This is a genomic window from Streptomyces sp. NPDC086787 (genome assembly GCF_044745865.1).
GTDB lineage: Bacteria > Actinomycetota > Actinomycetes > Streptomycetales > Streptomycetaceae > Streptomyces.
Genome location: NZ_JBIVBC010000004.1, coordinates 147,675 through 172,275 on the forward strand (window position 1 = coordinate 147,675; position 24,601 = coordinate 172,275).

General features: G+C 72.4%; 18 protein-coding genes. 9 read left to right on the forward strand and 9 right to left on the reverse strand.

Going from position 1 to position 24,601, the window contains the following annotated elements; translation table 11 throughout:
• The first annotated feature begins 1,464 nt into the window (after positions 1 to 1,464).
• From ACIPK3_RS12780 to ACIPK3_RS12790, 3 genes are all read left to right on the forward strand, one after another.
• On the forward strand, positions 1,465 to 2,907 hold the full coding sequence (locus tag ACIPK3_RS12780; RefSeq protein WP_402568918.1) for a hypothetical protein: 1,443 nt from the start codon (positions 1,465 to 1,467) through the stop codon (positions 2,905 to 2,907).
• 251 nt (positions 2,908 to 3,158) lie between these two features.
• Positions 3,159 to 3,707, forward strand: a complete 549-nt coding sequence (locus tag ACIPK3_RS12785) for a GNAT family N-acetyltransferase (RefSeq protein WP_402568920.1) — start codon at positions 3,159 to 3,161, stop codon at positions 3,705 to 3,707.
• Positions 3,708 to 3,929: 222 nt separating this feature from the next.
• Positions 3,930 to 4,271: a hypothetical protein gene (locus ACIPK3_RS12790; RefSeq protein WP_402568922.1), complete on the forward strand. Its 342-nt coding sequence runs from the start codon at positions 3,930 to 3,932 to the stop codon at positions 4,269 to 4,271.
• Positions 4,272 to 4,416: 145 nt separating this feature from the next.
• On the opposite strand, the gene ACIPK3_RS12795 is transcribed toward ACIPK3_RS12790, so the two are convergent.
• The 6 genes from ACIPK3_RS12795 to ACIPK3_RS12820 all read right to left on the reverse strand — a co-directional run bounded on the left by ACIPK3_RS12795 (position 4,417) and on the right by ACIPK3_RS12820 (position 12,211).
• The gene (locus ACIPK3_RS12795) at positions 4,417 to 4,551 is read right to left on the reverse strand and encodes a hypothetical protein (protein WP_402568924.1); all 135 of its coding nucleotides are present in this window, start codon (positions 4,549 to 4,551) and stop codon (positions 4,417 to 4,419) included.
• A gap of 59 nt (positions 4,552 to 4,610) precedes the next feature.
• The gene (locus tag ACIPK3_RS12800) at positions 4,611 to 6,587 is read right to left on the reverse strand and encodes an SWIM zinc finger family protein (protein WP_402568926.1); all 1,977 of its coding nucleotides are present in this window, start codon (positions 6,585 to 6,587) and stop codon (positions 4,611 to 4,613) included.
• A complete protein-coding gene (locus ACIPK3_RS12805; protein WP_402568928.1) occupies positions 6,584 to 9,475 on the reverse strand; it encodes a DEAD/DEAH box helicase in 2,892 nt (963 codons plus the stop codon). The genes ACIPK3_RS12800 and ACIPK3_RS12805 overlap by 4 nt, the downstream gene beginning before the upstream one ends.
• Before the next feature lie 100 nt (positions 9,476 to 9,575).
• Positions 9,576 to 10,157 (reverse strand): sugar kinase, encoded by a 582-nt coding sequence (locus tag ACIPK3_RS12810; protein ID WP_402568929.1) that lies wholly within the window; start codon positions 10,155 to 10,157, stop codon positions 9,576 to 9,578.
• Positions 10,154 to 11,302 carry an ROK family glucokinase gene (locus ACIPK3_RS12815; protein ID WP_402568931.1) on the reverse strand — a complete coding sequence of 383 codons (1,149 nt, stop codon included), beginning with the start codon at positions 11,300 to 11,302 and terminating at the stop codon, positions 10,154 to 10,156. The genes ACIPK3_RS12810 and ACIPK3_RS12815 overlap by 4 nt, the downstream gene beginning before the upstream one ends.
• 159 nt (positions 11,303 to 11,461) lie before the next feature.
• Positions 11,462 to 12,211 (reverse strand): GntR family transcriptional regulator, encoded by a 750-nt coding sequence (locus tag ACIPK3_RS12820; RefSeq protein ID WP_402569429.1) that lies wholly within the window; start codon positions 12,209 to 12,211, stop codon positions 11,462 to 11,464.
• A 117-nt stretch (positions 12,212 to 12,328) separates the two neighbouring features.
• Between ACIPK3_RS12820 and ACIPK3_RS12825 the strand changes: the two genes are divergently transcribed.
• A complete protein-coding gene (locus ACIPK3_RS12825) occupies positions 12,329 to 13,348 on the forward strand; it encodes a Gfo/Idh/MocA family oxidoreductase (RefSeq protein WP_402568933.1) in 1,020 nt (339 codons plus the stop codon).
• Here the strand turns inward: ACIPK3_RS12825 and ACIPK3_RS12830 are convergent.
• Positions 13,306 to 14,070 carry a sirohydrochlorin chelatase gene (locus ACIPK3_RS12830; RefSeq protein WP_402568935.1) on the reverse strand — a complete coding sequence of 255 codons (765 nt, stop codon included), beginning with the start codon at positions 14,068 to 14,070 and terminating at the stop codon, positions 13,306 to 13,308. The two genes, ACIPK3_RS12825 and ACIPK3_RS12830, sit on opposite strands and share 43 nt — an antisense overlap.
• Complete coding sequence (locus tag ACIPK3_RS12835; RefSeq protein WP_402568937.1) at positions 14,067 to 15,212, reverse strand: uroporphyrinogen-III synthase; 1,146 nt, start codon at positions 15,210 to 15,212, stop codon at positions 14,067 to 14,069. The genes ACIPK3_RS12830 and ACIPK3_RS12835 overlap by 4 nt, the downstream gene beginning before the upstream one ends.
• A 191-nt stretch (positions 15,213 to 15,403) precedes the next feature.
• On the opposite strand from ACIPK3_RS12835, the gene ACIPK3_RS12840 reads away from it, so the two are divergent.
• The 5 genes from ACIPK3_RS12840 to ACIPK3_RS12860 are packed head-to-tail and all read left to right on the forward strand — an operon-like array spanning position 15,404 to position 23,166.
• The gene (locus ACIPK3_RS12840; RefSeq protein ID WP_402568939.1) at positions 15,404 to 17,524 is read left to right on the forward strand and encodes a molybdopterin oxidoreductase family protein; all 2,121 of its coding nucleotides are present in this window, start codon (positions 15,404 to 15,406) and stop codon (positions 17,522 to 17,524) included.
• On the forward strand, positions 17,521 to 18,741 hold the full coding sequence (locus ACIPK3_RS12845; protein WP_402568941.1) for an NAD(P)/FAD-dependent oxidoreductase: 1,221 nt from the start codon (positions 17,521 to 17,523) through the stop codon (positions 18,739 to 18,741). The genes ACIPK3_RS12840 and ACIPK3_RS12845 overlap by 4 nt, the downstream gene beginning before the upstream one ends.
• Positions 18,741 to 21,350: a nitrite reductase large subunit NirB gene (nirB, locus tag ACIPK3_RS12850; protein WP_402568943.1), complete on the forward strand. Its 2,610-nt coding sequence runs from the start codon at positions 18,741 to 18,743 to the stop codon at positions 21,348 to 21,350. Before ACIPK3_RS12845 ends, nirB begins: the two co-directional genes overlap by 1 nt.
• Positions 21,347 to 21,775, forward strand: coding sequence for a nitrite reductase small subunit NirD (gene nirD / locus ACIPK3_RS12855; RefSeq protein WP_402568944.1), 429 nt, complete (start codon positions 21,347 to 21,349; stop codon positions 21,773 to 21,775). The genes nirB and nirD overlap by 4 nt, the downstream gene beginning before the upstream one ends.
• A complete protein-coding gene (locus tag ACIPK3_RS12860) occupies positions 21,772 to 23,166 on the forward strand; it encodes an MFS transporter (protein WP_402568945.1) in 1,395 nt (464 codons plus the stop codon). The genes nirD and ACIPK3_RS12860 overlap by 4 nt, the downstream gene beginning before the upstream one ends.
• Before the next feature lie 169 nt (positions 23,167 to 23,335).
• Here the strand turns inward: ACIPK3_RS12860 and ACIPK3_RS12865 are convergent, their stop codons facing one another.
• Positions 23,336 to 24,535: a cytochrome P450 gene (locus ACIPK3_RS12865; protein WP_402568946.1), complete on the reverse strand. Its 1,200-nt coding sequence runs from the start codon at positions 24,533 to 24,535 to the stop codon at positions 23,336 to 23,338.
• Positions 24,536 to 24,601: the final 66 nt, after the last annotated feature.

Genomic DNA, 24,601 nt, shown 5'->3' on the forward strand with positions numbered 1-24,601 from the left:
ATCTGAACGATCGAGCATGTCCTTTCCTCGATGCCCCGGCGTACCGAGACCGCACAAGATCGTTCAGTTGCCCAGTCATACGCTTCGCGTCGGAACTTTTCTCATGTGACCTTCCTCGGTGCGCTTCTCCCTGCGACTTCAGAGACGCGCTGAGGGATGGTCAACGGGCTGGGCGCGACGGCTGCCTCAGGCCGAAGTCCGGTTGTCGGCCACCGCGCGAGCCGCGTTTCAGGTGATCAGCTCTCTGGTGTCGGCCTGGGCGTGGAGCGCGGTAGAGAGCCCATGCCGGGCCCAGTCTGCCGGGAGTTGGGGAACCGGAAGCGGACAGTAGGAACCGCCGCGTCAGTCTGTGCAGCTTCAACAGGATGGGCGCGGCGGATCCCATGGGGCGACCTCGGCGTTCACATGAGTGATGCGCGCACCGGGAATGTCCAGGGCGTGAACAATCCGGTCGGCGGCCTCAACAGAGAAGAGCCCTTGGTCACGCTCAGGTGGAAGCCGGACGCGGGAGCACGGTGTACGTGCCGCAACACGAGTGCCGCGGGTTCGACGTCGACTTCGACGACCCGTCTGATGTCGCCCGGGCTGACACCCTTCTCGGGAATCCGCCTCGGACGTGTCGGGTCCGACTCCCGCAGATCCATGTTCCACCTCGCCTCTGCGGTGATGATCCGAATGGATTCGCATCCTTCACCCTCCTTGACGCCGACACCGCACCTCGCGGCGTCGCCGGGGTCGCCGGCACCCCAACTGTGGGCGGAGAGAGGAAAAATCGATGGAGTACGAATTGGTCGCCGTAACCGATGACGGTGCGAGCATTCGAGTACCGGAAACCTTCTTTTCCTACAGCACAAACGACCGCTTGGGGCCGGTAGCCGATAGCGCGGCGAGTGTACTGCCAAATTCGACAATTAAAAGCTTCAGGGAATGTGCAAGAAGCATGGCGTAAATACATTCGTTCCATGGCGAAGGTCCAGGGGGCGAAGAACTCGAACTTGCCGGTCGCGATCCGGCAATCACAGTTCGTGTAGTCGCCCCTCCAGCCGCCGACGAAGAGACATCTTGAGGTAATTTCATCTCTGATGTCGTTATCATCTCCTTCGCGGAGACCACGTCCACCACGGTCTGAAGCCCCCCACCCACTGGGCCCACCATGTCCTGACGCGCCTCGGTCACCACGCCCAGGGACGACGTGGCGGTGCCAGGCGTAGCAGCCCGTCGCCGGGCCCACCCACGCACCCAGCCGCCTCCGAATGGCCCACGTCGCCGACGCATCCGAATGATTTCCCGCCACGGTCCAGGCAAGTCGGACCGATCGCGTGCGTAAGGCGGATATTCATCCAGAGGCATCCGGATGTCTGTCCGCTCCAGGGTGCGCGGCCCACGCGCACGGAGCTCCGGCATCAACCGAGACGGCCCCGCTCCCACCCGGAGGGGGCACAGGACACCAGGGAGACCAGCGGCATGACCACGCACCTTCTGCGCCGCGCCCGTGCGCTGACCGTCGCCGCGGTGACCCTCACCGCGGGCACCGTACTGGGCGTCACCGCGCCGTCGGCACACGCCGTGGACCAGACCGTCCCCTGCACTGCGAGCACGACCACCAACGGCACCAACCTCCAGACGGCGATGAGTGCCGTGGTGGGGGGCGGCGGCGGCACCATCACCCTGGACGACTACTGCGTCTACGAACTCACCGTGCCCATCAGTGGCACTACGGGCCTGACCCCGGTCAGTGGCGGGATCACCGTCACCGTCACCACCGTGTCCGGGCTGAACACCGCCACCATCGAACGCTCCACTGCCGGTAGCACCACACCGTTCAACATCTTCACGGTCACCGGAGCGAACTCGGTGCTCAACCTCAGCCACCTGTCCCTGCTCAACGGCTCCGCCCCTGACTCCGGCGGAGCCGTACGAGTCCTCGCGACAGCCACACTCAATGCCGACCACATGCTGTTCGCGGGCAATCGTGCGGTGAACGACGGCGGGGCGCTCCTCCTGTCGAACGCGGGCACCGGATCCACCGCCACGATCACCACCAGCACCTTCTCCGACAACCAGGCCGGCGCCTCAGGCGGCGCCATCAGACTCCAGGGCTCCTCCACCCTCAACCTCAGCGACAGCAGCGTGAGCGGCAACCGGGCCAAGGGGAACGGCGGAGGCATCGAGGGCAACATCTTCACCACGGGCACCGCGGTCACCACCCTGGACAGCGTCACCATGACGCACAACACCGCTGTGAACGGAGGTGCGATCGCCATGGAAGGCAACGGGCCCCTCACCGTCACCAACAGCACCATCTCCGCCAACCGCACCATCGAAGGCAGCGGCGGAGGCGTCTACCTCGCCAACGGTAGGACGAACTCGTTCACCGGCAGCCACATCGACGGCAACACGGCCACCGCCAGCGACGACAACGTCGCCTCCGGCGGAGGCCTGTTCAACTCGAACTTCGGCGCAGTCACCACGCTGAACACCACCACGGTCGCGAATAACCAAGTCGTCAACGCCAACGGACAGGGCGGCGGTATCGCCGGCGTCGCCGGGACCGTGACCCTCAACTCGGCCACCGTCACGGGCAACCTCGTCTCGGGCCGGTTCGGCAAGGGCGGAGGGCTCTACTCGGACGACACCGACACCCCCTCGGTGGTGAACGTCAACTCCTCCTCCGTCAGCAGCAACAAGGTGGTCGGCACCGGCGCCGTCTCCGGCGGGATCTACAACTCCGGTGCGACCGTCGCCCTCAGCAGCGCCACCGTCGACAACAACACCGCTCCGTTGGCCCCTGCGCCCGGTGGCGTCTACACCACCGTTGCCATCGTCCCGACCGGCGGGTCCATCAACGGCAACTTCCCCACCAACTGCCTGCTCAGCCCGGCGATGGTCACCGGCTGTGTCAACTGACGTACGAGCGTCGCGCGTACCCCAGCACCGATCCGATGAAGTGATGCCCGGTTCAACCTGAGCCGGGCATCGCCCCGTGGGTGCGGGGGGGCCGCACTGCTGGGTGGACTCGAACTGGTGCAAGTGGTGTTGGCCTGCCGGTCGCCGTTCGGACGAGGTATGCGGTGAGCAGCTCGGTGTCACTCACTGCTGCGTCCTTCGGGCTTCAAAACCGCGTGCGAGCGACTGGGAGGGGTCCTTATCCTCCCGCCATGGATCTTCGCGAAGAACTTCCGAGCGACAGAGAGTGTGTGCGGAACATCCACCTGCGGGCGTTCGGTGACCACGGCCTTGTCGTGGCCGACCTGGTCGATACCCTGCGCAGCATGATCACGCCCGCGGACGGCCTCTCACTGGTCGCCGAGTCCGACGGGCGGATCGTCGGGCACATCATGTTCACCCGCAGTCTGCTCGATGCCCCTCGGCGACTGATTGACGTGCATGTGCTCAGCCCGTTGGCCGTCACGCCCGAACATCACAATCGCGGGATCGGATCGGCCCTGGTCCGACACGGGCTGAAGACCCTCGCCGAGCGGGCCGTCCCCCTGGTCTTCCTGGAGGGCGATCCGGGCTACTACTCCCGCTTCGGCTTCGTGCCCGGTGGCGACCAAGGCTTCCGAAAACCATCCCTGCGTATTCCGGACGGCGCCTTCCAGGCCCTCAGACTCCCGGAGTACGAGCCATGGATGACAGGGACACTGGTCTACGCGGATCCGTTCTGGTGGCACGACGCAGTCGGTCTCCGCGACCCCAACGCATAGTGCCGCGAGAACCGCCACGGCGCCGGGTTCCGGAGCCCGGGCCGATATGCGGATGCCTCACGTCGGCCGACGGTCCGTTTTCCGGTCCCCCGATACAATCCCGGTGGACCCGGGCAGAGGTGAAGGTGGAGTGTGAAAGTCTTCTTGCTCCTGCTCCGGCTCGGATGCGTCGCCGTATCGGCGGTCGCACCTTTGGCGGGTTTGTCCCACCTCCTTTTCGGCGTGTTCGAGGCTCAGTCCGGAGCGGGCGCGCAGAGCGGGGGCCGGTGGGCGGATGCATTCCAGGTCGCCGTTCCCGCGGCGGTTGTCGAGTTGGGGATCATCGTCGTCGTGCTGCTGTGGGCCAAGGCGATGTGCACCAATCCGGCCTCGCGGTCCGCTCGCATCGTCGCGGTCGCGATGGCCGCGCTGTGCGCCAGTGTCCCCACCTCGTTCTTCGTGGGCCTGGTGGCGTGGCCCATGGTCCTGCTGAGCTGCGTGCTGCCGGCCGGTCTGGCCGCCCCCGCCCTCATGCGGTCCCGCACCCGCGACCGCACCGCCCGTCTGAGAGATCATCTGATCTAGGCGTTGCCACTAGGTGATGCGCTCCCAGCCGGTGAGATGGCTGTGCGGGGCGTCTGGGGAGGTGGCTACAGCGACGGGCGCGGTCCTTCGACGCGTCGACGACTGACAGCCGCCCCGCCCGCGCGTCTCATTCTGAAAGGATCAGTCAGAGGCGGGTCAGATTGCGGTCGAGGATCTCTCGAAGGTTGTCCAGTGACTCCTGGTTCTGCGTCCCTCGCTTGGGCAGGATGCTGAAGCACGTCGCGTTCTTGTCGTTGCTGAACAGGACGAACGCCCCCACGACGGGGCGAGAGTGCGTGCATGACCTCGCGAGACAGACGAGGGTCCGACGACTGGGACCTAGTCGGAGTCCGGTCTCCCCAGTCCGGTCAGCGCGCCCACCGGATCCAGGTCCGGCGTGCCGCGCGGCCACCAGTCGTCATGGCCCGGTTCGGACTCGTACGGGTACCACAGGCCGTCCTGGCCCAGGCGAAGTTGGATGTGACCGGCCGGGTGGGTGAGGCGGTTGCGCCAGGGGCGGAACGCCGGGAGGTCGGCGGCCAGGAGCAGCGGTCTGGCCCGGTCGAAGCGGCCCGCCGGGGGATCCCAGGAATCCTCCAGGGCGGCCAGGCCGTCGAGTCCGCCCTGCCGCCAGGCGGCGACCGCGCGGGCCAGTTCGGGGGTGGTACGGCCGGTGGCGGTGGCGAGCGCGGCGTAGAGGGCGCGGGTGGCAGCGGTCAGGCCGGAGCCGGGACGGGCCGCGGCCAGCCGGACCGCGTCCTGCCACAGTGTCAGCTCGCCGACCGGGTCGCTTCCCGTGGCGTGCAGCGCGTGAGCGCGGGCGGCGGCGTCCGTCGCCAGCTGGTCCAGGGCGAAGGGGTCGGGGCCGCCCGGCGCCGCCGGATACACCGGGGGCTGTTCCGGGTGCGCGGGCAGCGGCAACGGCGATGGCAGGGGCGGCAGCCGGCGCGGCGCCAGGGCGTCGGCCGCGCGTACGCCGGGCAGAGCGGCCGGCCCCTGTTCCCGCGCGGCACGGGCCGCGCGGGCGGCGCTCAGGCGGGACAGCGTGTCGAGCAGCTCGCGCTCGCCCCGGCCGCGCAGCAGGAGCAGCACGAAGGGGTCGGCGTCGAGCAGGCGTGCCGTCTGGTAGCAGAGGGCGGCGGCGTGCTTGCAGGGGTGGCCGGAGTCGGGGCAGCTGCAACGCGGTTCGAGGTCGCCGGGACCGGGCAGGAGCGGGACCCCGCAGTCGGCCAGGGTCTGCGGCAGCTCCTTGTCCAGCAGCGCGGCGATGTCCCCGGGCCGGTCGGCGGCCGTGTCCAGGAGGCGGTCCCAGTCGGCGTCGGCGAAGGTGCGCAGCCGTACTTGCACGCGGTACGGGCGGGGACGGCTGCCCCGCACATACGCGAGGACGAGTCCCGGTGTCACGGTGATGGCGTCCACATGGCCGCCCGCCGCATACCCGCGCCCCCGGGCCAGCCGGTTCGCGTCCAGCGCGCCGCCCTCCAGCGCGTCGACCCAGGCGTTGCCCCACCAGGTGTCGGCGAAGCCCGCGTCCGCCTCCGGTGTGCGGGGGGCGAAGGGCGGGAAGGTGCGGCGGAGTTCGCCGTCGCGGTGCGGGGTCGCCATGGTGCGCGCGACGGGCGGGGGTACGAACGGGACCTCGGGCGGGACCACGGGCGTGGCTTCAGGCGAAACTTCGCGCGGAGCGTCAGGCGGAACTTCAGGGGAAGTCTCGGGCGCAGCCACGGACGGACCCTTGGGCGCAGTCACGGATCGCTCCAGGTCGGTGCCGTCCGGGCCCGCCTTCGGGCCGTCGGCCTCCGGTGGCATGTCGTCCGTCTCCGGTGGCATCCGGAACGCGTTCGCGAGGAAGCGCCTTATGTCACGGGCCGCCTGGGCCCGGTCCACGGTGGCGCCGGTGCGGGAGGGTGCGGGTGTCGGACCGCTTCCGGTGTCCCGGCGGGCGGCGCGCAGGGCCTTCCGGGCCGAGTCGCCGGGGCGCGTGCCGGTCCGGGCCGCGCCGCCGGAAGGCCGGTCATCGGGCACGGCGCCGCCGGAAGGCCGGTCATCGGACACGGTCGTGTCGTCCCCGGCCCGCCGGGCGGACACCGCCGAGCGCAGTGCCGCCCGTGCGACATCACCGGGGCGTGTTCCGCCGTCGGTCGGAGTCCCGGCCGTACCAGCCGTGCCGGCCGTGACGCCCCCTGACGGCAGCCGCTCCCCGTCCTCCTCACCCGCCGCCCGGTCGCGTGCGTCGCGCAGCGCCCGGCGTGCCGCGTCACCGGGGCGGGGCTGCCCGGCCGTTTCTCGCGTCGTCTCTTCGCTGTCCTCGGTCACGGCGTCCTCCGCAGGGACACCAGGTCGGACAGTTCGCGGTCGGTGAGTTCCGTCAGTGCCGACTCGCCGGAACCGAGGACGGCCTCGGCCAGGGCGCGCTTGGACTCCAGCATCTCCGCGATGCGGTCCTCGACGGTGCCCTCGGTGATCAGGCGATGGACCTGGACCGGCTGGGTCTGCCCGATGCGGTAGGCGCGGTCGGTGGCCTGTTCCTCGACGGCCGGGTTCCACCAGCGGTCGAAGTGGACCACATGGCCCGCGCGGGTGAGGTTGAGGCCGGTCCCGGCGGCCTTCAGGGACAGGATCAGGACGGGTGTCCGTCCGCTCTGGAAACGGTCCACCATGTTCTCGCGCTCCGGCACCGGGGTCCCGCCGTGCAGCAGGTCCACGGGGACAGCGCGAGCGGCGAGATGAGCGGCGATGAGTCGGGCCATTCCGACGTACTGCGTGAAGACGAGCGCCGATCCGTCCTCGGCGAGCAGGGTGTCCAGCAGTTCGTCCAGGAGGGCCAGTTTGCCGGAGCGCGCCGGCAGGCCGTCGCCGCGCGGTTCCTCCTTGAGATACAGCGCGGGGTGGTCGCAGATCTGCTTGAGGGCGCCGAGCAGTTTGAGCACCAGGCCCCGGCGCGCGATGCCGTCGGCCGTCTCGATGGCCAGCAGCGACTCCCGCACCACCGCCTCGTACAACGCGGCCTGTTCCCGGCTGAGCGGGACCGGGTGGTCGGTCTCGGTCTTGGGCGGCAGCTCCGGGACGATGCCCGGGTCGGACTTCCGGCGGCGCAGCAGGAAGGGGCGCACCAGCCGGGCCAGGCGGGTCATCGCCTCCTGGTCCTCGCCGTTCTCCACCGCGCGCGCGTGCCGGGCGCGGAAGGACTTGAGGGGGCCGAGGAGGCCCGGGGTCGTCCAGTCGAGCAGGGCCCACAGCTCGGAGAGGTTGTTCTCCACCGGTGTGCCGGTCAGGGCCACGCGTGCGGGGGTCTCGATCGTGCGCAGCGCCTTCGCGGTCGCCGAGTACGGGTTCTTGACGTGCTGTGCCTCGTCCGCGACGACCATGCCCCAGGGCTGTTCGGCGAGCCGTGCCGCCGTGGACCGCATCGTGCCGTAGGTGGTGAGGACGAAGCCGCCGTCCAGGCCGTCCAGGGTGCGGTCGGGGCCGTGGAAGCGGCGGACGGGGACGCCGGGGGCGAACCGGTTGATCTCCCGCTGCCAGTTGCCGAGCAGGGACGCCGGGCAGACCACCAGCGTGGGCTCCTTTCGGGCCCGCTTGAGGTGCAGGGCGATGACGGTGACCGTCTTGCCGAGGCCCATGTCGTCGGCGAGGCAGCCGCCGAGGCCGAGCGAGGTCATCTGGTCGAGCCAGGCCAGTCCCCGGAGCTGGTAGTCGCGCAGGGTGGCGTGCAGACCGGCGGGCGGTTCGGCCGGTGCGAGTCCGGCGGTCAGCCGGTCGCGCAGGGCGGCCAGCACGCCGACCGGTACGGCCTCGACGGTCTCGCCGTCGACCTCCACGCTGCCGGTCAGGGCGGCGGACAGCGCGTCGACGGGGTCGAGCAGTCCCAGTTCGCGCCTGCGGGCCTTGCGGACGATGGCCGGGTCCACCAGCACCCAGCGGTCGCGCAGCCGGACGACCGGGCGGTGGGCCTCGGCGAGCTCGTCCATCTCGGCCTCGCTGAGTGGGTCGCCGCCGAGCGCGAGCTGCCAGCGGAACTGAAGCAGTTCCTCGCTCTCGAAGAAGCCGGTGCCGTCGGTCGCCGAGCCCGGCGCGGGCCGTACCACCGCGGCGGCGGTCAGGTCCTGAGCCAGGTCCCGGGGCCAGTGCACGGCGACCCCGGCCGCGGCGAGCCGGCCGGCCGCGGTCCCGAGCAGTTCGCCCAGCTCCTCCTCGGACAGCGCGAGCACGTCGGGTACGTCCTGCTCGGCGAGCCGGTCCAGCGGCGCCCAGACCCGGGCGGCGCGGCGCACGGCGAGGGCCGCGTCCACACGCGCGCGGGGACCGAACGCCCCGTCCGCCTCCCCCGCCCACAGGGCCGCCGCGTCGGCCATGAGCGTGGGGTCGGCCAGGCTGTGCACCTGCACGATCGCCGCTCCGGCACCGCGCGCGCCCGCACCGCCGGAGCCGGTGTCGAACAGGTCGTGGGCGGACAGGTCGAGGCGGAGCGAGACGCGCACGCCCGCGTCCATTCCGGCGGCGACCTCCGCCGCCCACTCGTGCGCCCCGGGCAGGTGCTGCGGCCGGCGGTCGGCGAACGGCCTGCCGGTCGTATGGGGCGCGGCCGGGGTGCGGGGCAGGGTGTCGGCGACGGCGTCCAGGAAGGACCGCATCAGCGCTTCCGGATCGGGCAGCCGCAGCGGGCCGGGGCCGGGCAGGGGCACGGCGTGGCCTTCGGCGGGGAGAGCCGCGGCGACCGCGCGCAGATGGGCGATGTCGTCGGGCTCGAGGGGGCCCGCGCGCCAGGCGTCGTGCCCGGCGGGGGTCAGGCCGGGCAGCAGCCGGCCGCGCGCGGTCAGTCGCAGCGCGTGCAGGGCGGCCGCGCCCCAGCAGGCCGTGGCCGGGTGGGCGGCCGGGTCGTGCCGGGCCTGAACCAGCACGGGGAGCGCCTCGTCCAGCGGCAGGGTCAGCGCGGGGACGGTCCTGCGGCGCACGCCCGCGCCGTGCCGCCGCACGACGGTCAGCTCGTCGCCCGGTTTGCCACCCTCGGCCTTCTCGCCTTCGACCTTCCAGCCCTCGGCTCTCCCGTCCTCGGCCTTCCCGCCGTCGGCGGCGACCGGTCCGCCATCGGGGTCCCAGAAGGCGATACGGCCGTCGCGCGGGAGCGGGGCGGGCAGGTACACGGCGGCGAGGCGGACCGGGACGCGCTCCCCCGGTACGGCCGCCACGGTCGTGCCGCTCATACGTTCTGCCACCTCCCGCCCGAGTCTTGGATCAGCTGTCTTCGACTGTACGGGCGGGGTCTGACAACCGGCCCCGGCGGCCGGTACGGGGCTCGTCGGGTCAGGGGACCGTGCGCGAGACGACGTACACCATCGGGTACTGCGGGTCGGTCAGGTTGACGACCACGTCCTGGGTCGGCGCCGGGTTCTTCTGGGTGTGGGACAGGCCCCACCAGGACCCCGGCACGGTGAAGTCCCAGCCGGTGATGTCCTGGTCGCGGTCGCCGATGGCGACCTCGCCCTTCTTCAGGGCGGCGCGGCTGGTTCCCAGGCCCTCCAGGAAGCTGTCCAGGCCGGCGCTGTTGGTCAGGAACTGGACGTAGAGGCGGCTGGTCTTCCAGTTGTTCGTCTCGTAGTAGGCGATCTCGTCGGCCGGGTGCGGGACGGGCACCTGGTAGACGCGGCGCTGCACCTTGGACGGCCAGCCCGCGGTGAGGCCGGTCGCGGAGTACTTCTGTTCCTTGTCCTTGCCGCTGTCGCGGCTCTGGTTGGCCGAGATCACCAGGTAGCCGGCCGGGACCCCGATGAGCAGCACGATGATCAGCAGGGTGAGCGCCCTGCGCCGGACCGTGTGGCGCGGGGTCTCGGGCGGGCGGGGCGGCTCGTCCGGGGGTGTGGCCTGGCGCGGCAGTGAGGCGGTCACGCGAGGTCCTGGGTGCGGCGGGCCTCGGTGTACCGCTCGTAGCGTTCGTACCGCTCGACCCGGCGCCGCTTGGCGCGCCGGAACCGGCGGGCGACCAGCCGGGCGAGATCGGCGGCGCCGACCATACCGGCCTCGGGGCCGAGCTGGGCGCGGGTGATGCGGGCCTCGGGGCGGTAGCCGCGGCCGGTGAGATGGCGTTTGAAGGCTTCGCGCGCGGGGCCGATCAGCAGGTCGTCGGCGGCGCTGACGCCGCCGCCGATGACGAAGCAGGACGGATCGAGGGCGGCCGCGAGGTTGGCGATGCCGACGCCGAGCCACTGGCCGATGTCCTGGAACAGCTCGATGCACATGGCGTCGCCGTCACGGGCAAGCTCGGTGATGACCGGGCCGGTGATGTCGGTGAGATGGCCCTTGACATGCTCGATGAGCCCGTACGCCACCGGTGAGTCGGCGGCGGCCAGCTCCTTGGCCTCGCGGACCAGCGCGTTGCCGGAGCTGTACTGCTCCCAGCAGCCGCGGTTGCCGCACGGGCAGCGGTGGCCGCCGGGTACGACCTGCATGTGCCCGAACTCGCCCGCGACGCCGAACTTGCCGCGCTTGACCTGTCCGTCCTCGAGGATCGCGCCGCCGATGCCGGTGCCCAGCGTGATCATGACGAGGTGGTCCTCGCCGCGGCCGGCGCCGAACCGCCACTCCGCCCAGGCGGCCGTGTTGGCGTCGTTGTCCACCAGGACCGGGACGGAGAGCCGGCCGGAGAGCCGGTCACGCAGCGGTTCGTTGCGCCAGGACAGGTGGGGGGCGAACAGCACACGGTTGCGGTCGGCGTCGACCCAGCCGGCGGCGCCGATGCCCACGGCGTGCACGTCGTGCCGGTCGGACAGGTCCAGGACCAGTTCGACGATGGTGTCCTCGACGACCTTGGGGCTCTTCGACTTGTCCGGGGTCTCGGTGCGGACCTTCTCCAGGATGTTGCCGTCGGCGTCCACGACACCGGCCATGACCTTGGTGCCCCCGATGTCGATGCCGACGGTGGGGACTCGGGGCGCGGTCAGGTGTGACCGGCGCTCCCTTGTACCGACCGTGGTACGCAGCACGGGGGCCCGGCGGGAGCCGATGGGGGCCGTGAGGTCGCGGTAGGTGCTCATCGGGCTCGATTGTGCCTCACCGTGGGGCGGGGCGCCGTCCGGGGGAGCGCGGGGGTGCGTTCTCGGGCGCCCTCGGCTTCCCGCAGTTCGTGGCGGGTGCGCGTGGTGCGGCCGTACTCCGGCACCACGGGGGGGTGCCTGCTCCCCGCCGGGCGCGCGTCAGGAGCGTACGAGCAGCTGGAACTCGAAGGAGTAGCGCGCCGGGCGATAGGTGTGGTCGCCGAACTCGACCGCGCGGCCGGTGTCGTCGAATGTGGTGCGCCGCATGGTGAGCAGCGGCGCACCCTCCTCCTCGGCCAGCCGGTCGGCCTCGGCGGCCGTGGCACGGCGGGCACCGATCGACTGCCGGGCGCTGTGCAGGGTGATGCCGGCGGACCGCATCATGCGGTACAGGCCGGTGGCCTCCAGCTGCGCGGTGTCCAGGTCGAACAGACCGGGCGGCAGATGGTTGACCAGATACGCCATCGGTTCCCCGTGGGCCATGCGCAGCCGCTCGATGCGGTGCACCTCGCCGCCCTCGGTGACCCCGAGGGCGGCCGCGACCTCGGCGGTGGCCTGGACGACGGTGTTGACCAGGACCTTGGTGGCGGGGCGCTGGCCGGCCGCCTCCAGGTCGTCGTAGAGGCTGCTCAGTTCCAGCGGGCGCTTGACCTGGCTGTGCACGACCTGTGTGCCGACCCCGCGGCGGCGGACCAGGAGTCCCTTGTCGACCAGGGACTGGATGGCCTGGCGGACGGTGGGCCGGGACAGGCCGAGCCGCGCGGCCAGCTCGATCTCGTTGCCCAGGAGGCTGCCAGGAGTGAGGTCGCCGCGCTCGATGGCGGCCTCCAGCTGCTGCGAGAGCTGGAAGTACAACGGCACCGGCGAGCTTCGGTCCACCCTGAGGTCGAGGGCTGCGGTCGGGTCCACTTCTGGTTTCGGCACGGCCCGAGCGTAGCTCCGTGAAAGGTTGACGGGAAGTTGTGAAGTTCGATTGTCCGGACATACACATTGACAGGGTGAGGTGTCGGACCTCACTTTGTTTCCATGCGCATCGGCGTCATCGGTACGGGCCGCATCGGCACCATTCATGCGAACACGCTCAGCCGGCATCGCGACGTGGGTTCGCTGATCCTCACGGACGCGGATCCCGGCCGCGCGCAGGCACTCGCGCAGCGGCTCGGCGAGACGGCCGCGCCCGGCGTGGACGAGATCTTCAAGTGGGGCGTGGACGCGGTGGTGATCACGACGGCGACCTCGGCCCACGCCGAAATGATCGGCCGGGCGGCGCGCTCCGGGCTCCCGGTGTTCTGCGAGAAGCCCATCGCGCTCGACCTGCCGGGCACGCTGCACGCGCTCGCCGAGGTCGAGGCGGCCGGAACGGTGCTCCAGATGGGGTTCCAGCGGCGGTTCGACGCGGGGTACGCCGGTGCGCGGGAGGCGGTGCGCTCGGGGCGCCTCGGGCGGCTGCACACGGTCCGCGCGCTGACCTCCGACCAGTCCCCTCCCCCGGCCGGATACCTGGCGACGTCCGGCGGGCTGTTCCGGGACACCGCGATCCACGACTTCGACGCGCTGCGCTGGGTGACCGAGCGGGAGGTCGTCGACGTGTACGCGACCGGGTCGGACGCCGGCCCCCGGATGTTCCGCGAGGCCGGGGACGTCGACACGGGCGCCGTCCTGCTCACGCTCGACGACGGCACGCTGGCCACGGCGACGGCCGCCCGGCTGAACGGGGCGGGGTACGACGTCCGGATGGAGCTCGCCGGGGAGCTGGACACGGTGGTGGTGGGGCTGGACGACCGTACGCCGGTCGCCTCCACCGAACCGACCGGGCCGCCCGCGGCGGACAAGCCGTGGAGCGGGTTCCTGGAGCGGTTCGGGGCCGCCTACGAGGCCGAGCTGTGCGCTTTCGTGGAGGTCGTGCACGGCGAGCGCGCCAACCCCTGCGACGGCCACGAGGCTCTCCAGGCCCTGCGGGTGGCCGAGGCGTGCGAGGTGTCCCGGCGCGAGCGCAGAGCGGTTCACCTCACGGAGATCCCGGGGGGCTCGGCGGACGAGTTCTGAACGGGTTCGCGCCGGATGGCCGGCGGCGGCATCGTGAGCGCCTCGTCGTAGCGCCGCACGACGAGACGGGCGAGCGCCTCGTGGGCGCCGAGCGGCGCGGAGGTGAGGCAGGCTCCCGAGCGGGTCGCGCGGCGGGCGAAGAAGCCGGGGCCGAGGAGGTACTCGGCGACGGCGATCCGGGAGTGTCCGGCGGCGCGGAGCGCGGCGACGGCCTCGGCGGGGGTGGGTCCCGCCGCGCAGAGGTAGGCGGGGACCACCGGGGCCGCACCGGGCAGCCGCTCGCTCAGCAGCCGGGCCATCGCGGCGGTGTCGGCGTTGGCGGCCGGGTCGGTGGAGCCGGCCGCCGCCAGCACCAGCGGGCCCTCATCCGCCCGCCAGCCCGCCTCGTGCAGCCGGTCCGTCAGTGCGTCGGCCAGCAGCGGGTCGGGGCCGAGGGCGCGGGCGATCCGGGCGTTCAGCCGCGGGGCCCCGGCCAGCGCGGACGGGATGTCCACGCGGACGTGATAGCCGGTTCCCAGCAGCAGCGGGACCAACACCACGTCACCGCGCAGCCGTGCCAGCGCCTCGGGAAGCGAGGGGGACACCAGGTCCAGGAAGCACCGCTCGACGCGCAGCCCGGGCCGCAGCGCCCTGACCCGGGCCACCAGTGCCTCGGTCGTGGCGACCCCGGCCGTCTCACGGGTGCCGTGGGCGACGGCGAGGAGGACCGGGGCGTCGCTCACGCGACCGCCAGCCGGTAGCCGCGCTTGGGCACGGTGCGGACCAGGCTGCCGTGCCGTCCGAGCGACTGCCGCAGCCGGGCGACGGCCGCCTCCACGGCGTGCTCGTCCGCATCCGGGTCGGCCCAGGCCCGGCGCAGCAGTTCGGCGCGGCTGAGCACCCAGCCGGGGTTCTCGGCGAGCGCGCGCAGCAGGGCCGCGGCCTTCGGGGAGAGCCAGTGGATCTCCCCGTCCACCAGCAGCGCGTTGCCCTGGAGTGCCAGTTCGCGGCCGTCGACGGTCACCACCTGCCGGCTGCGGGCGGGCAGCACCTCGGTCAGGGTGCGCACCAGCGCGCCGAGCCGCCCGCGCTCCGGCCAGACGACCGGGAGCCCGGCCGCCGCCAGCGGCCGGGCGCAGACCGGACCGACGCAGACGGACAGGACGTCGCCGCGCAGCACTTCGAGCATCCGTTCGTGCAGTCCGTCGGCGCCCGCCGTGGTGAGGAAGGCGGTGATCGCGGGCGCGCTGGTGAAGGTCAGCGCGTGGATCTCGCGGCGGACGGTCTGCTCGACCAGCCGCCGTACGGGGGCCGGGTCCTCCGGCGGCGCCCAGCGGTAGACGGGCACCGGGATCACCTCGGCCCCGCGCTCGCGCAGCGCCGCGGTGAACCCGGTGAGCGGCAGTCCGTGCTCCTGCACCGCGATCCGGGCGCCGCGCAGCGGGCGGGCGAGGAGCCAGGTCAGCAGTTCGTCGGTGGCTTCGGTGCCCGGCGACCAGGACTCGTCCAGGCCGCTGGCGCGCACCGCGCCGGTCGCCTTGGGTCCGCGGCTGAGGACCACCGCGTCACGGCAGACGGCGGCGAGTTCGGCGCCACGGCCCCAGCCGTCCGCGGCGCTCATCCAGCCGCGCCAGCCGACGCCGGTGGTGGCCACGACGTAGTCCAGTGGGGCGCGCAGGCACAGTTCGGTGGCGCGGCGCAGGGCGATGTCGTCCTCCAGCGGGAGGATGCGCAGCGCCGGGGCGTCCACGACCCGTGCCCCTCGCCGGGTCAGCAGCGCGACCAGCTCGTCGCGCCGTCGCGCGGCGGTGACGCCGACGGTGAATCCGGTCAGCGGCGGGTGTGCTCCGAAGGAGGCCTGGGGGGATACGGCGCTAGTGCCCATGGACGCAGACTCGGGGGCGGCGGTTGCCGGTACGTTACCCGCCCGTCACGCGCGGGTTAGTGAAACACCGGTCCGTGTTACGGCACGTGTCCAAAAACCCGTGCTGCACCGGTGGCCGCGTGAGGGAGGCGTACCGCTGGTGCAACACGCGGGACAAGGCGGCGTAACGCCCCGCCGTCAGGGTCGTATGCATGACCGACACCCCAGCTGCCGTGGCCGCCGCGGCGACTTCGACCACCGCGACGCACTGTCCCTACTGCTCGCTGCAGTGCGGCATGCGCCTGAGCGGTGCGGCGCCGGTGGAGGTGCTGGAGCGGCCCGACTTCCCGGTCAACCGGGGTGCGCTGTGCGGGAAGGGGCAGAGCGCCGCCGCCCTGCTGGCACCGGGGGTGCGGCTGACCTCGCCGCTGGTGCGGGACGGGCGCGGCGAACTGCGGGCGGCGAGCTGGGCCGAGGCGCTGGACCGCGCGGCCGGGGGCCTCGCCGCGGTGCGTGCGGAGTACGGCGCGGACGCGGTGGGTGTGTTCGGCGGCGGCGGGCTGACCAACGAGAAGGCCTACCAGCTGGGCAAGTTCGCCCGGGTCGCGCTCGGTACCGCGACGATCGACTACAACGGCCGGTTCTGCATGTCCTCGGCCGCCGCCGCGAACCGGATCGCCTTCGGGCTGGACCGCGGGCTGCCGTTTCCGCTGGCGGACATCCCGCGCACCGACTGCCTGATCCTGGTGGGCGCCAATCCGGCCGAGACCATGCCGCCCGCGCTGCGCTACTTCCGCGAACTCCGCGAGAACGGCGGCACGCTGATCGTGGTGGACCCGCGCCGCACCCGCACCGCCGAACAGGCCGATCTGCACCTGCAACCGCTGCCGGGCGCCGATCTGGCCCTCGCCCTCGGACTGCTGCACCTGCTCATCGCCGACGGCATGGTCGACGCGGACTTCGTCGCCGAGCGCACCACCGGCTACGCACGGGCGCGAGCCTCGGCCATGGCCCACTGGCCGGAGCGGGTCGAGCGGATCACAGGAGTGCCGGTGGCCCAACTGCGGCAGGCAGCACACGCGTTCGGCCGGGCGCGGACCGGGATGGTGCTCACCGCGCGCGGTCCGGAGCAGCAGAGCAAGGGGACGGACACGGTCGGCGCCTGGATCAACCTCTGCCTCGCCTCCGGCAAGGCCGGCCGGCTCCACTCCGGGTACGGCTGCCTGACCGGGCAGGGCAACGGACAGGGCGGACGGGAGCACGGTCAGAAGGCCGACCAGCTCCCCGGCTACCGGTCCATCGAGGACCCGGCCGCCCGCGCGCATGTCGCCGGGGTCTGGGGCGTGGACCCCGACACGCTGCCCCGTTCCGGGCGTTCCGCCTACGAGGTGCTGGACAGCCTGGGCCGGTCCGGACCGGACGGCGTGCGGGCGCTGCTGCTGATGGGCTCCAATCCGGTGGTCTCCGCACCGCGCGCCGCCCATGTCACCGAGCGGCTGCGGGCGTTGGACCTGCTGGTCGTCTCCGACGTGGTGCTGTCGGAGACCGCGCGGCTGGCGGACGTGGTGCTGCCGAGCACCCAGTGGGCCGAGGAGACCGGCACCATGACCAACCTGGAGGGCAGGGTGATCCTGCGGCAGCGGGCGACCGCCCCGCCCGCCGAGGCGCGCAGCGACCTGTGGATGCTGCGCGAGCTGGCCGGACGGCTGGGCGGCGGGGGCCGGTTCGACGACGATCCGGAGACCGTCTTCGCCGAGCTACGGCGCGCCTCGGCGGGCGGACAGGCGGACTACGCGGGCATCAGCTACGACCGCATCCGCGCCGAGGACGGCGTCTTCTGGCCCTGCCCGGCCGAGGACCACCCCGGCACGCCGCGGCTCTTCCTCGAGGCCTTCGCGACTCCGGACGGCCGGGCCCGGTTCACGCCGGTCGGCCACCGTCCGGCCGCGGAGGAACCGGATGCCGAGTATCCGTTGTACCTGACCACCGGCCGGGTGCTGGCCCAGTACCAGAGCGGCGCGCAGTCCCGCCGGGTGGCCGCGCTCGCCGAGGCCGCGCCCGGCCCGTTCGTGGAGCTGCACCCGCGCCTCGCGCAGCGGCTGGGCGTCGCCGACGGCGAACTCCTCACCGTGGTCTCCCGGCGCGGCCGGGCCGTCGCCCCGGCACGGATCACCGGTGCGATACGGCCGGACACGGTCTTCATGCCGTTCCACTGGCCGGGCCCGGGACGCGCCAACACGCTCACCAATCCGGCCCTTGACCCGACATCGAAAATGCCCGAGTTCAAGGTCTGCGCCGTACGCCTGGAAGCGGCCGCCGGGAGTTCGTCGTGAGCGGGCGCCGGATCGCGGTGATCGGCGCGGGCATGGCCGCCGCGCGGTTCGCCGAGCGCTACCGGGCGTCCGGCGGGACGGGCCGGGTCGTCCTCTACGGCGCCGAACCCCGCGCCCCCTACAGCCGGGTCCTGCTCGCCGACGTGCTGACCGGCCGCTACGACGCCGAAGCCATCGCGCTGCCGACCGGCGACGCCGAGCTGCGGCCGGGCAGCGAGGTGGTCGCCCTCGACCTGGACGCCCGCACCCTGACCCTCGCCGACGGCCGCACCGAACACCACGACGACCTGGTCCTGGCCACCGGCGCCAACCCGGTGCTGCCGCCGCTGCGCGGACTGCGCCGCCCCGACGCCACCGGGCTGCGCGACGGGGTGCACGCACTGCGCACCCTCGCCGACTGTGCCGACCTCGCCGAGCGGGCCATGAGCGCCGAGCGCGCCGTCGTCATCGGCGGCGGGGTGCTCGGTGTCAGCACCGCCCGGGCGCTGGCCGCGCTCGGACTGCGGGTGGAAATCGTGCACCAGGGCCCGCATCTGATCGAGCGCCAGCTCGACGCGGATGCCGCGGCCGCCCTGCGCGAGGCGCTGCGCACCCTGGGCGTCGAGACGTACCTCGGCAACCGCGCCCGCGCGCTCACCGACAGCGGCGAGGTCGAACTGGCCGGCGGCTACCGGCTCGGCACCGATCTCACGGTGCTCGCCTGCGGGGTCCGGCCGCGCACCGCGCTCGCGCACGCGGCGGGCCTGGAGGTCGCCGCCGGGATCGTCGTGGACGACACCCTGGCCGCCTCCGCACCGCACGTGTACGCGATCGGCGACTGCGCCCAGCACCGCGGCGCCGTCCACGGGCTGGCCGGACCGGCCTGGGAGCAGGCCGACGTGCTCGCCGCCCGGCTCTCCGGCGCCGACCCGGACGCCCGCTACACCGGCTCCCGGCCGCTGGCCCGGCTGAGCGTGGGACCGCTGGAGTACGCCGCCTTCGGCGAAGTCGACCTGGACGAGGCCGATCCCGGCGGCACACCCGGCCTCGACGTGCTGCGCCTGACCGACGCCACCCGCGGCAGCTACAAGAAGCTCGTGCTGCGCGGGGACCGCCTGGTCGGCGCGATCCTCCTCGGCGACCTGGCCACCGTGGGCGATCTGGCCCGCGCGCTGGAGCGCGACGCCGCCCTGCCGGACCCTCCCCTGCACCTGCTCACCACCCATGGAGCCCGCTGATGACGACCGACGCGACGACCCGGCACCGGCTGAGGAACCTGCTCCTGATCGGCCACGGCATGGTCGGCCAGCGTTTCCTGGAAGCCCTCGTCGAGCAGCCCGGCGCCGCCGAGTGGCGGATCACGGTGCTCGCCGAGGAACCCCGGGCCGCCTACGACCGGGTCCACCTGACCTCGTGGTTCTCCGGAACCAGCACCGAGGAACTGTCGCTCACCCCGCCCGGATTCCTCGCCGAGCACCGCATCGACCTCCGGCTGTCCGACCCGGCCACCGCCGTCGACCGTGCCGCGCGGACCGTCACCTGTGCCTCCGGTGCGGTGCTGTCCTACGACGCACTGGTCCTGGCCACCGGCTCCTACCCGTTCGTCCCACCGGTCCCCGGCCATGACGCGGCCGGCTGTCACGTCTACCGCACCATCGAGGACCTTGAGGCGATCCGGGCCGAGGCCGGTGCGGAGTCCACCCGGACCGGCGTGGTCGTCGGCGGCGGTCTGCTCGGTCTGGAGGCGGCGGGCGCGCTCACCGCGCTGGGCCTGGACACCCACGTGGTGGAGTTCGCCCCGCGGCTGATGGCGCTCCAGGTGGACGAGGGCGGCGGGCGGCTGCTCAGCCGCAAGATCGAGGATCTCGGGGTGCGGGTCCACACCGGCGCAGGCACCAAGGCCATCGTCACCGGCCCGGACGGCCGGGTGCGCGCCATGAGTCTGTCCGACGGCCGCGAACTCCCCGCCGACCTGGTCGTCTTCTCCGCCGGAGTGCGGCCGCGCGACCAGTTGGCCCGGGACTGCGGGCTGGCGGTCGGCGAGCGCGGCGGCATCGTCGTGGACGACCGCTGCCGCACCGGCGACCCGAACGTGTACGCCGTCGGAGAGTGCGCGCTGGCCACCGACGGCAGGGTCTACGGCCTGGTCGCACCCGGCTACGCGATGGCCGAGACAGCCGCACGCTCCCTCGCCGGAACCCTGCGGGAGGAGGACCGCTTCACCGGCGCCGACACCTCCACCAAGCTGAAGCTGCTCGGCGTGGACGTCGCCAGCTTCGGCGACGCGCACAGCACCACCGAGGGCGCGGCCGACGTCCTCTACAGCGACAGCCGGACCGGCGTCTACAAGAAGCTGGTCATCGGCCGCGACGGGCGGTTGCTCGGTGGAGTGCTGGTCGGCGACACCGAGTCCTACGGCGTGCTGCGCCCCCTCGCGATGGGCGGCAGGCCGCTCACCACCGCACCCGAACAGCTGGTGCTGCCCGCCGGGGCGGCTGCGGCTGGCGGCCCGGTCGCACTGCCGGACGAGGCGGTCGTCTGCTCCTGCCACAACGTCACCAGGGGCGCCATCGGCGCCGCCGTCCGCGATCAGGGCCTCAGCACCGTCCCCGAGGTCAAGAAGTGCACCAAGGCCGGTACCGGCTGCGGAAGTTGTGTGAAGCTCCTCGGCACGCTCGTCGCCGAGGAACTGGCGGCGGGCGGCGTCACCGTCGACCGGGGACTGTGCGAGCACTTCGGGCACACCCGCGCCGAGCTGTACGAGATCGTCCGGACGCTCGGAATCGGCAGCTTCGGCGAACTGCTGGACGGACACGGACGCGGCGGCGAGGGCTGCGACATCTGCAAGCCCGCGGTCGCCTCCATCCTGGCGAGCCTGAACGGCGGTCACATCCTGGACGGCGAACAGGGCGCGCTCCAGGACACCAACGACCACTTCCTCGCGAACTTGCAGCGCAACGGTTCCTATTCGGTCGTACCGCGTGTCCCCGGCGGTGAGATCACCCCGGAGGGGCTGATCACCATCGGTGAGATCGCCCGTGACTTCGGCCTCTACACCAAGATCACCGGCGGTCAGCGGATCGACCTGTTCGGCGCCTCCGTCGATCAGCTGCCGCCGATCTGGCGTCGGCTGGTGGACGCCGGCTTCGAGTCCGGCCACGCCTACGGCAAGTCGCTGCGCACGGTGAAGTCCTGCGTGGGCGACACCTGGTGCCGCTACGGCGTGCAGGACTCGGTCGGGCTCGCGATCGAACTGGAGCTGCGCTACCGGGGCCTGCGCTCCCCGCACAAGCTCAAGGCGGCCGTCTCCGGCTGCGCCCGCGAGTGCGCCGAGGCCCAGGGCAAGGACTTCGGGATCATCGCCACCTCCACGGGCTGGAACCTCCACATCGGCGGCAACGGCGGCATGACACCACGTCATGCCGACCTGCTGGCTGCCGACCTGGACAAGGAGACGCTGATCCGGACGATCGACCGGTTCCTGATGTTCTACATCCGCACCGCCGACCGGCTGGAGCGCACGTCGGTCTGGCTGGACCGGATCGAGGGCGGCCTGGAGCACGTTCGGCAGGTGGTGCTGGAGGACTCCCTCGGCATCTGCACCGAGCTGGACGCGCTGATGTCCCGTCATGTCGGCGGCTACCAGGACGAGTGGGCCGCCGCGCTGGCCGATCCGGAGCGACTGCGCCGCTTCACCTCCTTCGTCAACGCCCCCGGCACCCCCGACCCGGCCGTGACCTTCGTACCCGAACGCGGCCAGATCCGTCCCGCCCGCCCCGACGAGGACGGGCGGATCCTCACCCCGGCGCTGGTCGCCGGGCCCCGACTGGAGGTGCGCACCGCATGACCTACACCTTGCCCGAGACCGGCCCCACACCAGCGGCCCGAACACGGGTCGGCGCCGTCGAGATCCTGGACGGCCGGGAGTGGACCCGGGTCTGCGACTACCGCGAGCTCACCCCCGGCCGTGGGGTGGCCGCGCTCACCGCGAGCGGTCAGCAGGTCGCGGTCTTCCGGGACCGCACGGGCGGGCTGTACGCGGTCGACAACCGCGACCCGTTCAGCGGGGCGCATGTGCTCTCGCGCGGCATCCTGGGCAGCCGCGCGGGCGTTCCGACGCTGTCGTCACCCATGTACAAGCAGGCCTTCGACCTGCGCGACGGCCGCTGCCTGGACGAGGAGACCGCCCCGGACGGACGGCCCGCGGTGCTGCGGCTCTGGCCGGTCCGGGTCTCACCCGACACGAACGAACGGACAGGTGAACCGAGTTGAGCACTGTTGTCGAAAACGGAGGCGCGGCCCCGGCACCCGAGGCCGGGCCCGGTGGGACGCCTGACCGGACGCGGACCATCACCGACTGGCGGCCGGAGGAAGAGGAGTTCTGGACCGAGACCGGTGCCGGGGTCGCCCGCCGCAACCTGGTCTTCTCGGTCCTCACCGAGCACATCGGCTTCTCGGTGTGGAGTCTGTGGTCGGTGCTGGTCCTCTTCCTCGGCCCGGCCTACCACGTCGACGCGGCGGGAAAGTTCACCCTCACCGCGCTGCCCACCGCGCTGGGCGCGGTACTGCGACTGCCGTACACCTACGCCGTGGCGCGCTTCGGCGGCCGTAACTGGACGGTGTTCAGCGCCCTGTTGCTGCTGCTCCCCACGGCGCTGGCCGGGCTGGTGCTGCGGCCGGGCGTCTCCTACGGCACGCTGCTCGCGGTGGCCTGTGCCGCGGGTGTCGGAGGCGGCAACTTCGCCTCCTCGATGGCCAACATCAACGCGTTCTACCCGCACCGGCTCAAGGGCTGGGCACTGGGCGTCAACGCGGGCGGCGGCAACCTCGGCGTCCCGGTGGTGCAGTTGGTGGGCCTGCTGGTGCTGGCCACCGCGGGTGCGGGCCATCCCCGGCTGGTCCCTCTGGTCTACGTGCCGCTGATCGTGCTGGCGGCGCTGGGCGCGGCGCTGCGGATGGACAACCTCGGCTCGATGAGCAACGACAGGCGGGCGCTGCGTCAGGCGGCGAAGGAGCCGCACAGCTGGGTGATGTCGCTGCTCTACATCGGCACCTTCGGCAGCTTCATCGGCTTCGGTTTCGCCTTCGGACAGGTGCTCCAGGTGCAGTTCCACGACCAGTTCGGCACCCCCGTGCGGGCGGCATGCCTCACGTTTCTCGGGCCGCTGCTGGGCTCACTGGCGCGGCCGGTCGGCGGGCGGCTGGCCGACCGGTTCGGCGGGGCGAGGGTCACCCTGCTGACGTTCCTGCTGATGGCGGCGGGCGCGACCACCGTTCTCACCGCCTCCCGGGCCGGATCGCTGCCGCTCTTCCTGACCGGCTTCATCGCACTCTTCGTGCTGAGCGGGGTCGGCAACGGATCCACGTACAAGATGATCCCCGCCGTCTTCCGGGCGCGGGCGGACGGCGCCGTGGCGGGCGGTGCCGATCCGGGAGCGGCCGAACAGGACGCGCGGCGCCGCTCCTCCGCGCTGATCGGGCTCGCGGGCGCGGTCGGGGCCTTCGGCGGGGTGCTGGTCAACCTCGCCTTCCGGCAGTCGTTCCTGACGAGCGGGAACGGCGACGCCGCGTACCTGACCTTCCTCGCCGCCTACGCGGTCTGCGCGGTGGTCACCTGGGCGGTCTATCTGCGGCCGGGCGCCGGGCGGTTGGCGGGAATCTGATCCTCGTCCCGGCGAGTGGCGGCGGGCTCGGGTCTGTCGTTCGGATCAGGCCGCAGGCGCGGGGCCCGCACGGCCGACGACAGACCCGAGAGCACGGGCGCACCGGCTGCCGGCCGCCGAAATCCGCGAGGCGTCGTGTCACGACCCGGCCTACGGGCGGGCGGGCGGCCTAGGGGCGCCAACGCACCGGCAGACTCCGCACCCCTCGCATCAGCATCCCCGGCAGCCACTCGCCCGGCGGGCCGGACAGGGCCAGATCGGGGGCACGGTCCAGCAGGGACCGGATGGCGGTGCGGGCTTCGAGGCGGGCCAGGGGTGCCCCCAGGCAGTAGTGAATGCCGTGGCCGAAGGCCAGGTGACCCCGGGTGTCGCGGCGGATGTCGTAACGGTCGGGGTCGGGATAGCGGTTCGTGTCGCGATCGGCCGCGCTGAGGGCGATCAGCACGACGTCGCCCTCGGCGATGGCCGTACCGGCGATCTCCAGGGGCTGCGCGGCGAACCGGTACGTCGCGTTCTCCACCGGGCCCTCGAAGCGCAGCGTCTCCTCGATCGCGGCGTCCAGGAGTGTCATGTCGGCGCGCAGCTCGGCCAGTTGGGCGGGGTGGGTGAGCAGTGTGAGGACCGTGTTGCCGATCAGGTTGACCGTGGTCTCGTGACCGGCGATGAGCAGGAGGAAGGCCATGCCGCGCAGCTCCTGCGAGGAGAGCCGGTCGCCGTCCTCCGCGGTGGTGCGCAGCAGGTCGCTGAGCAGGTCGTCGCCCGGACCCGCGCACCGCTTGTCCTCTATCAGTTCGTCAAGGTATTCGGCGAGCCGAGAGAAGGCGTCGTACTCGCTTTCCGAGCTGGTCGGCGCGACGGCCTCCGTGGACAGTTTGCGGAACTCCGCACGGTCCAGTTCGGGCACGCCGAGCAGTTCGCAGATCACCGTGATGGGCAGCGGGTAGGCGAGCGTGTCGATCAGATCCGCGTGGCCGCGCGGGAGCATCTCGTCGAGCAGCCGGTCGGTGATGTCCTGGATTCTGGGCCGCAGTCCCTCCACCCGGCGCATGGTGAACGAGCGGCTGACGAGTCCGCGCAGACGGGTGTGCTGCGGCGGGTCGGCGAACAGCAGGTGTCTGCCGATCAGCTCCTCGTACGGGAAGAGCGCTCCGGCCTTGCTGCTGTCCTTGGACAGCCGTGGGTCGGCGAGCGCGGCGCGCGCCTCCTCATACCCCACGACGAGCCAGGTCTCCGCGAGGTCGGGGGCCGGAAGCCGGACACGATGCACAGGGCCGAGCCCGCGCAGACGCGCGTACGTCGGATGTGGATCCGTGCGGAACCCGTCGCCGAGTTCGCCGAGGTCGATCACTCGCACCTTGGTCCTCCCCATCTCGGACCTCCCCCGAGGTCCGGTGGACACGTACCGGTGAAATGACAACGCCCGGCGGTTCCGGTT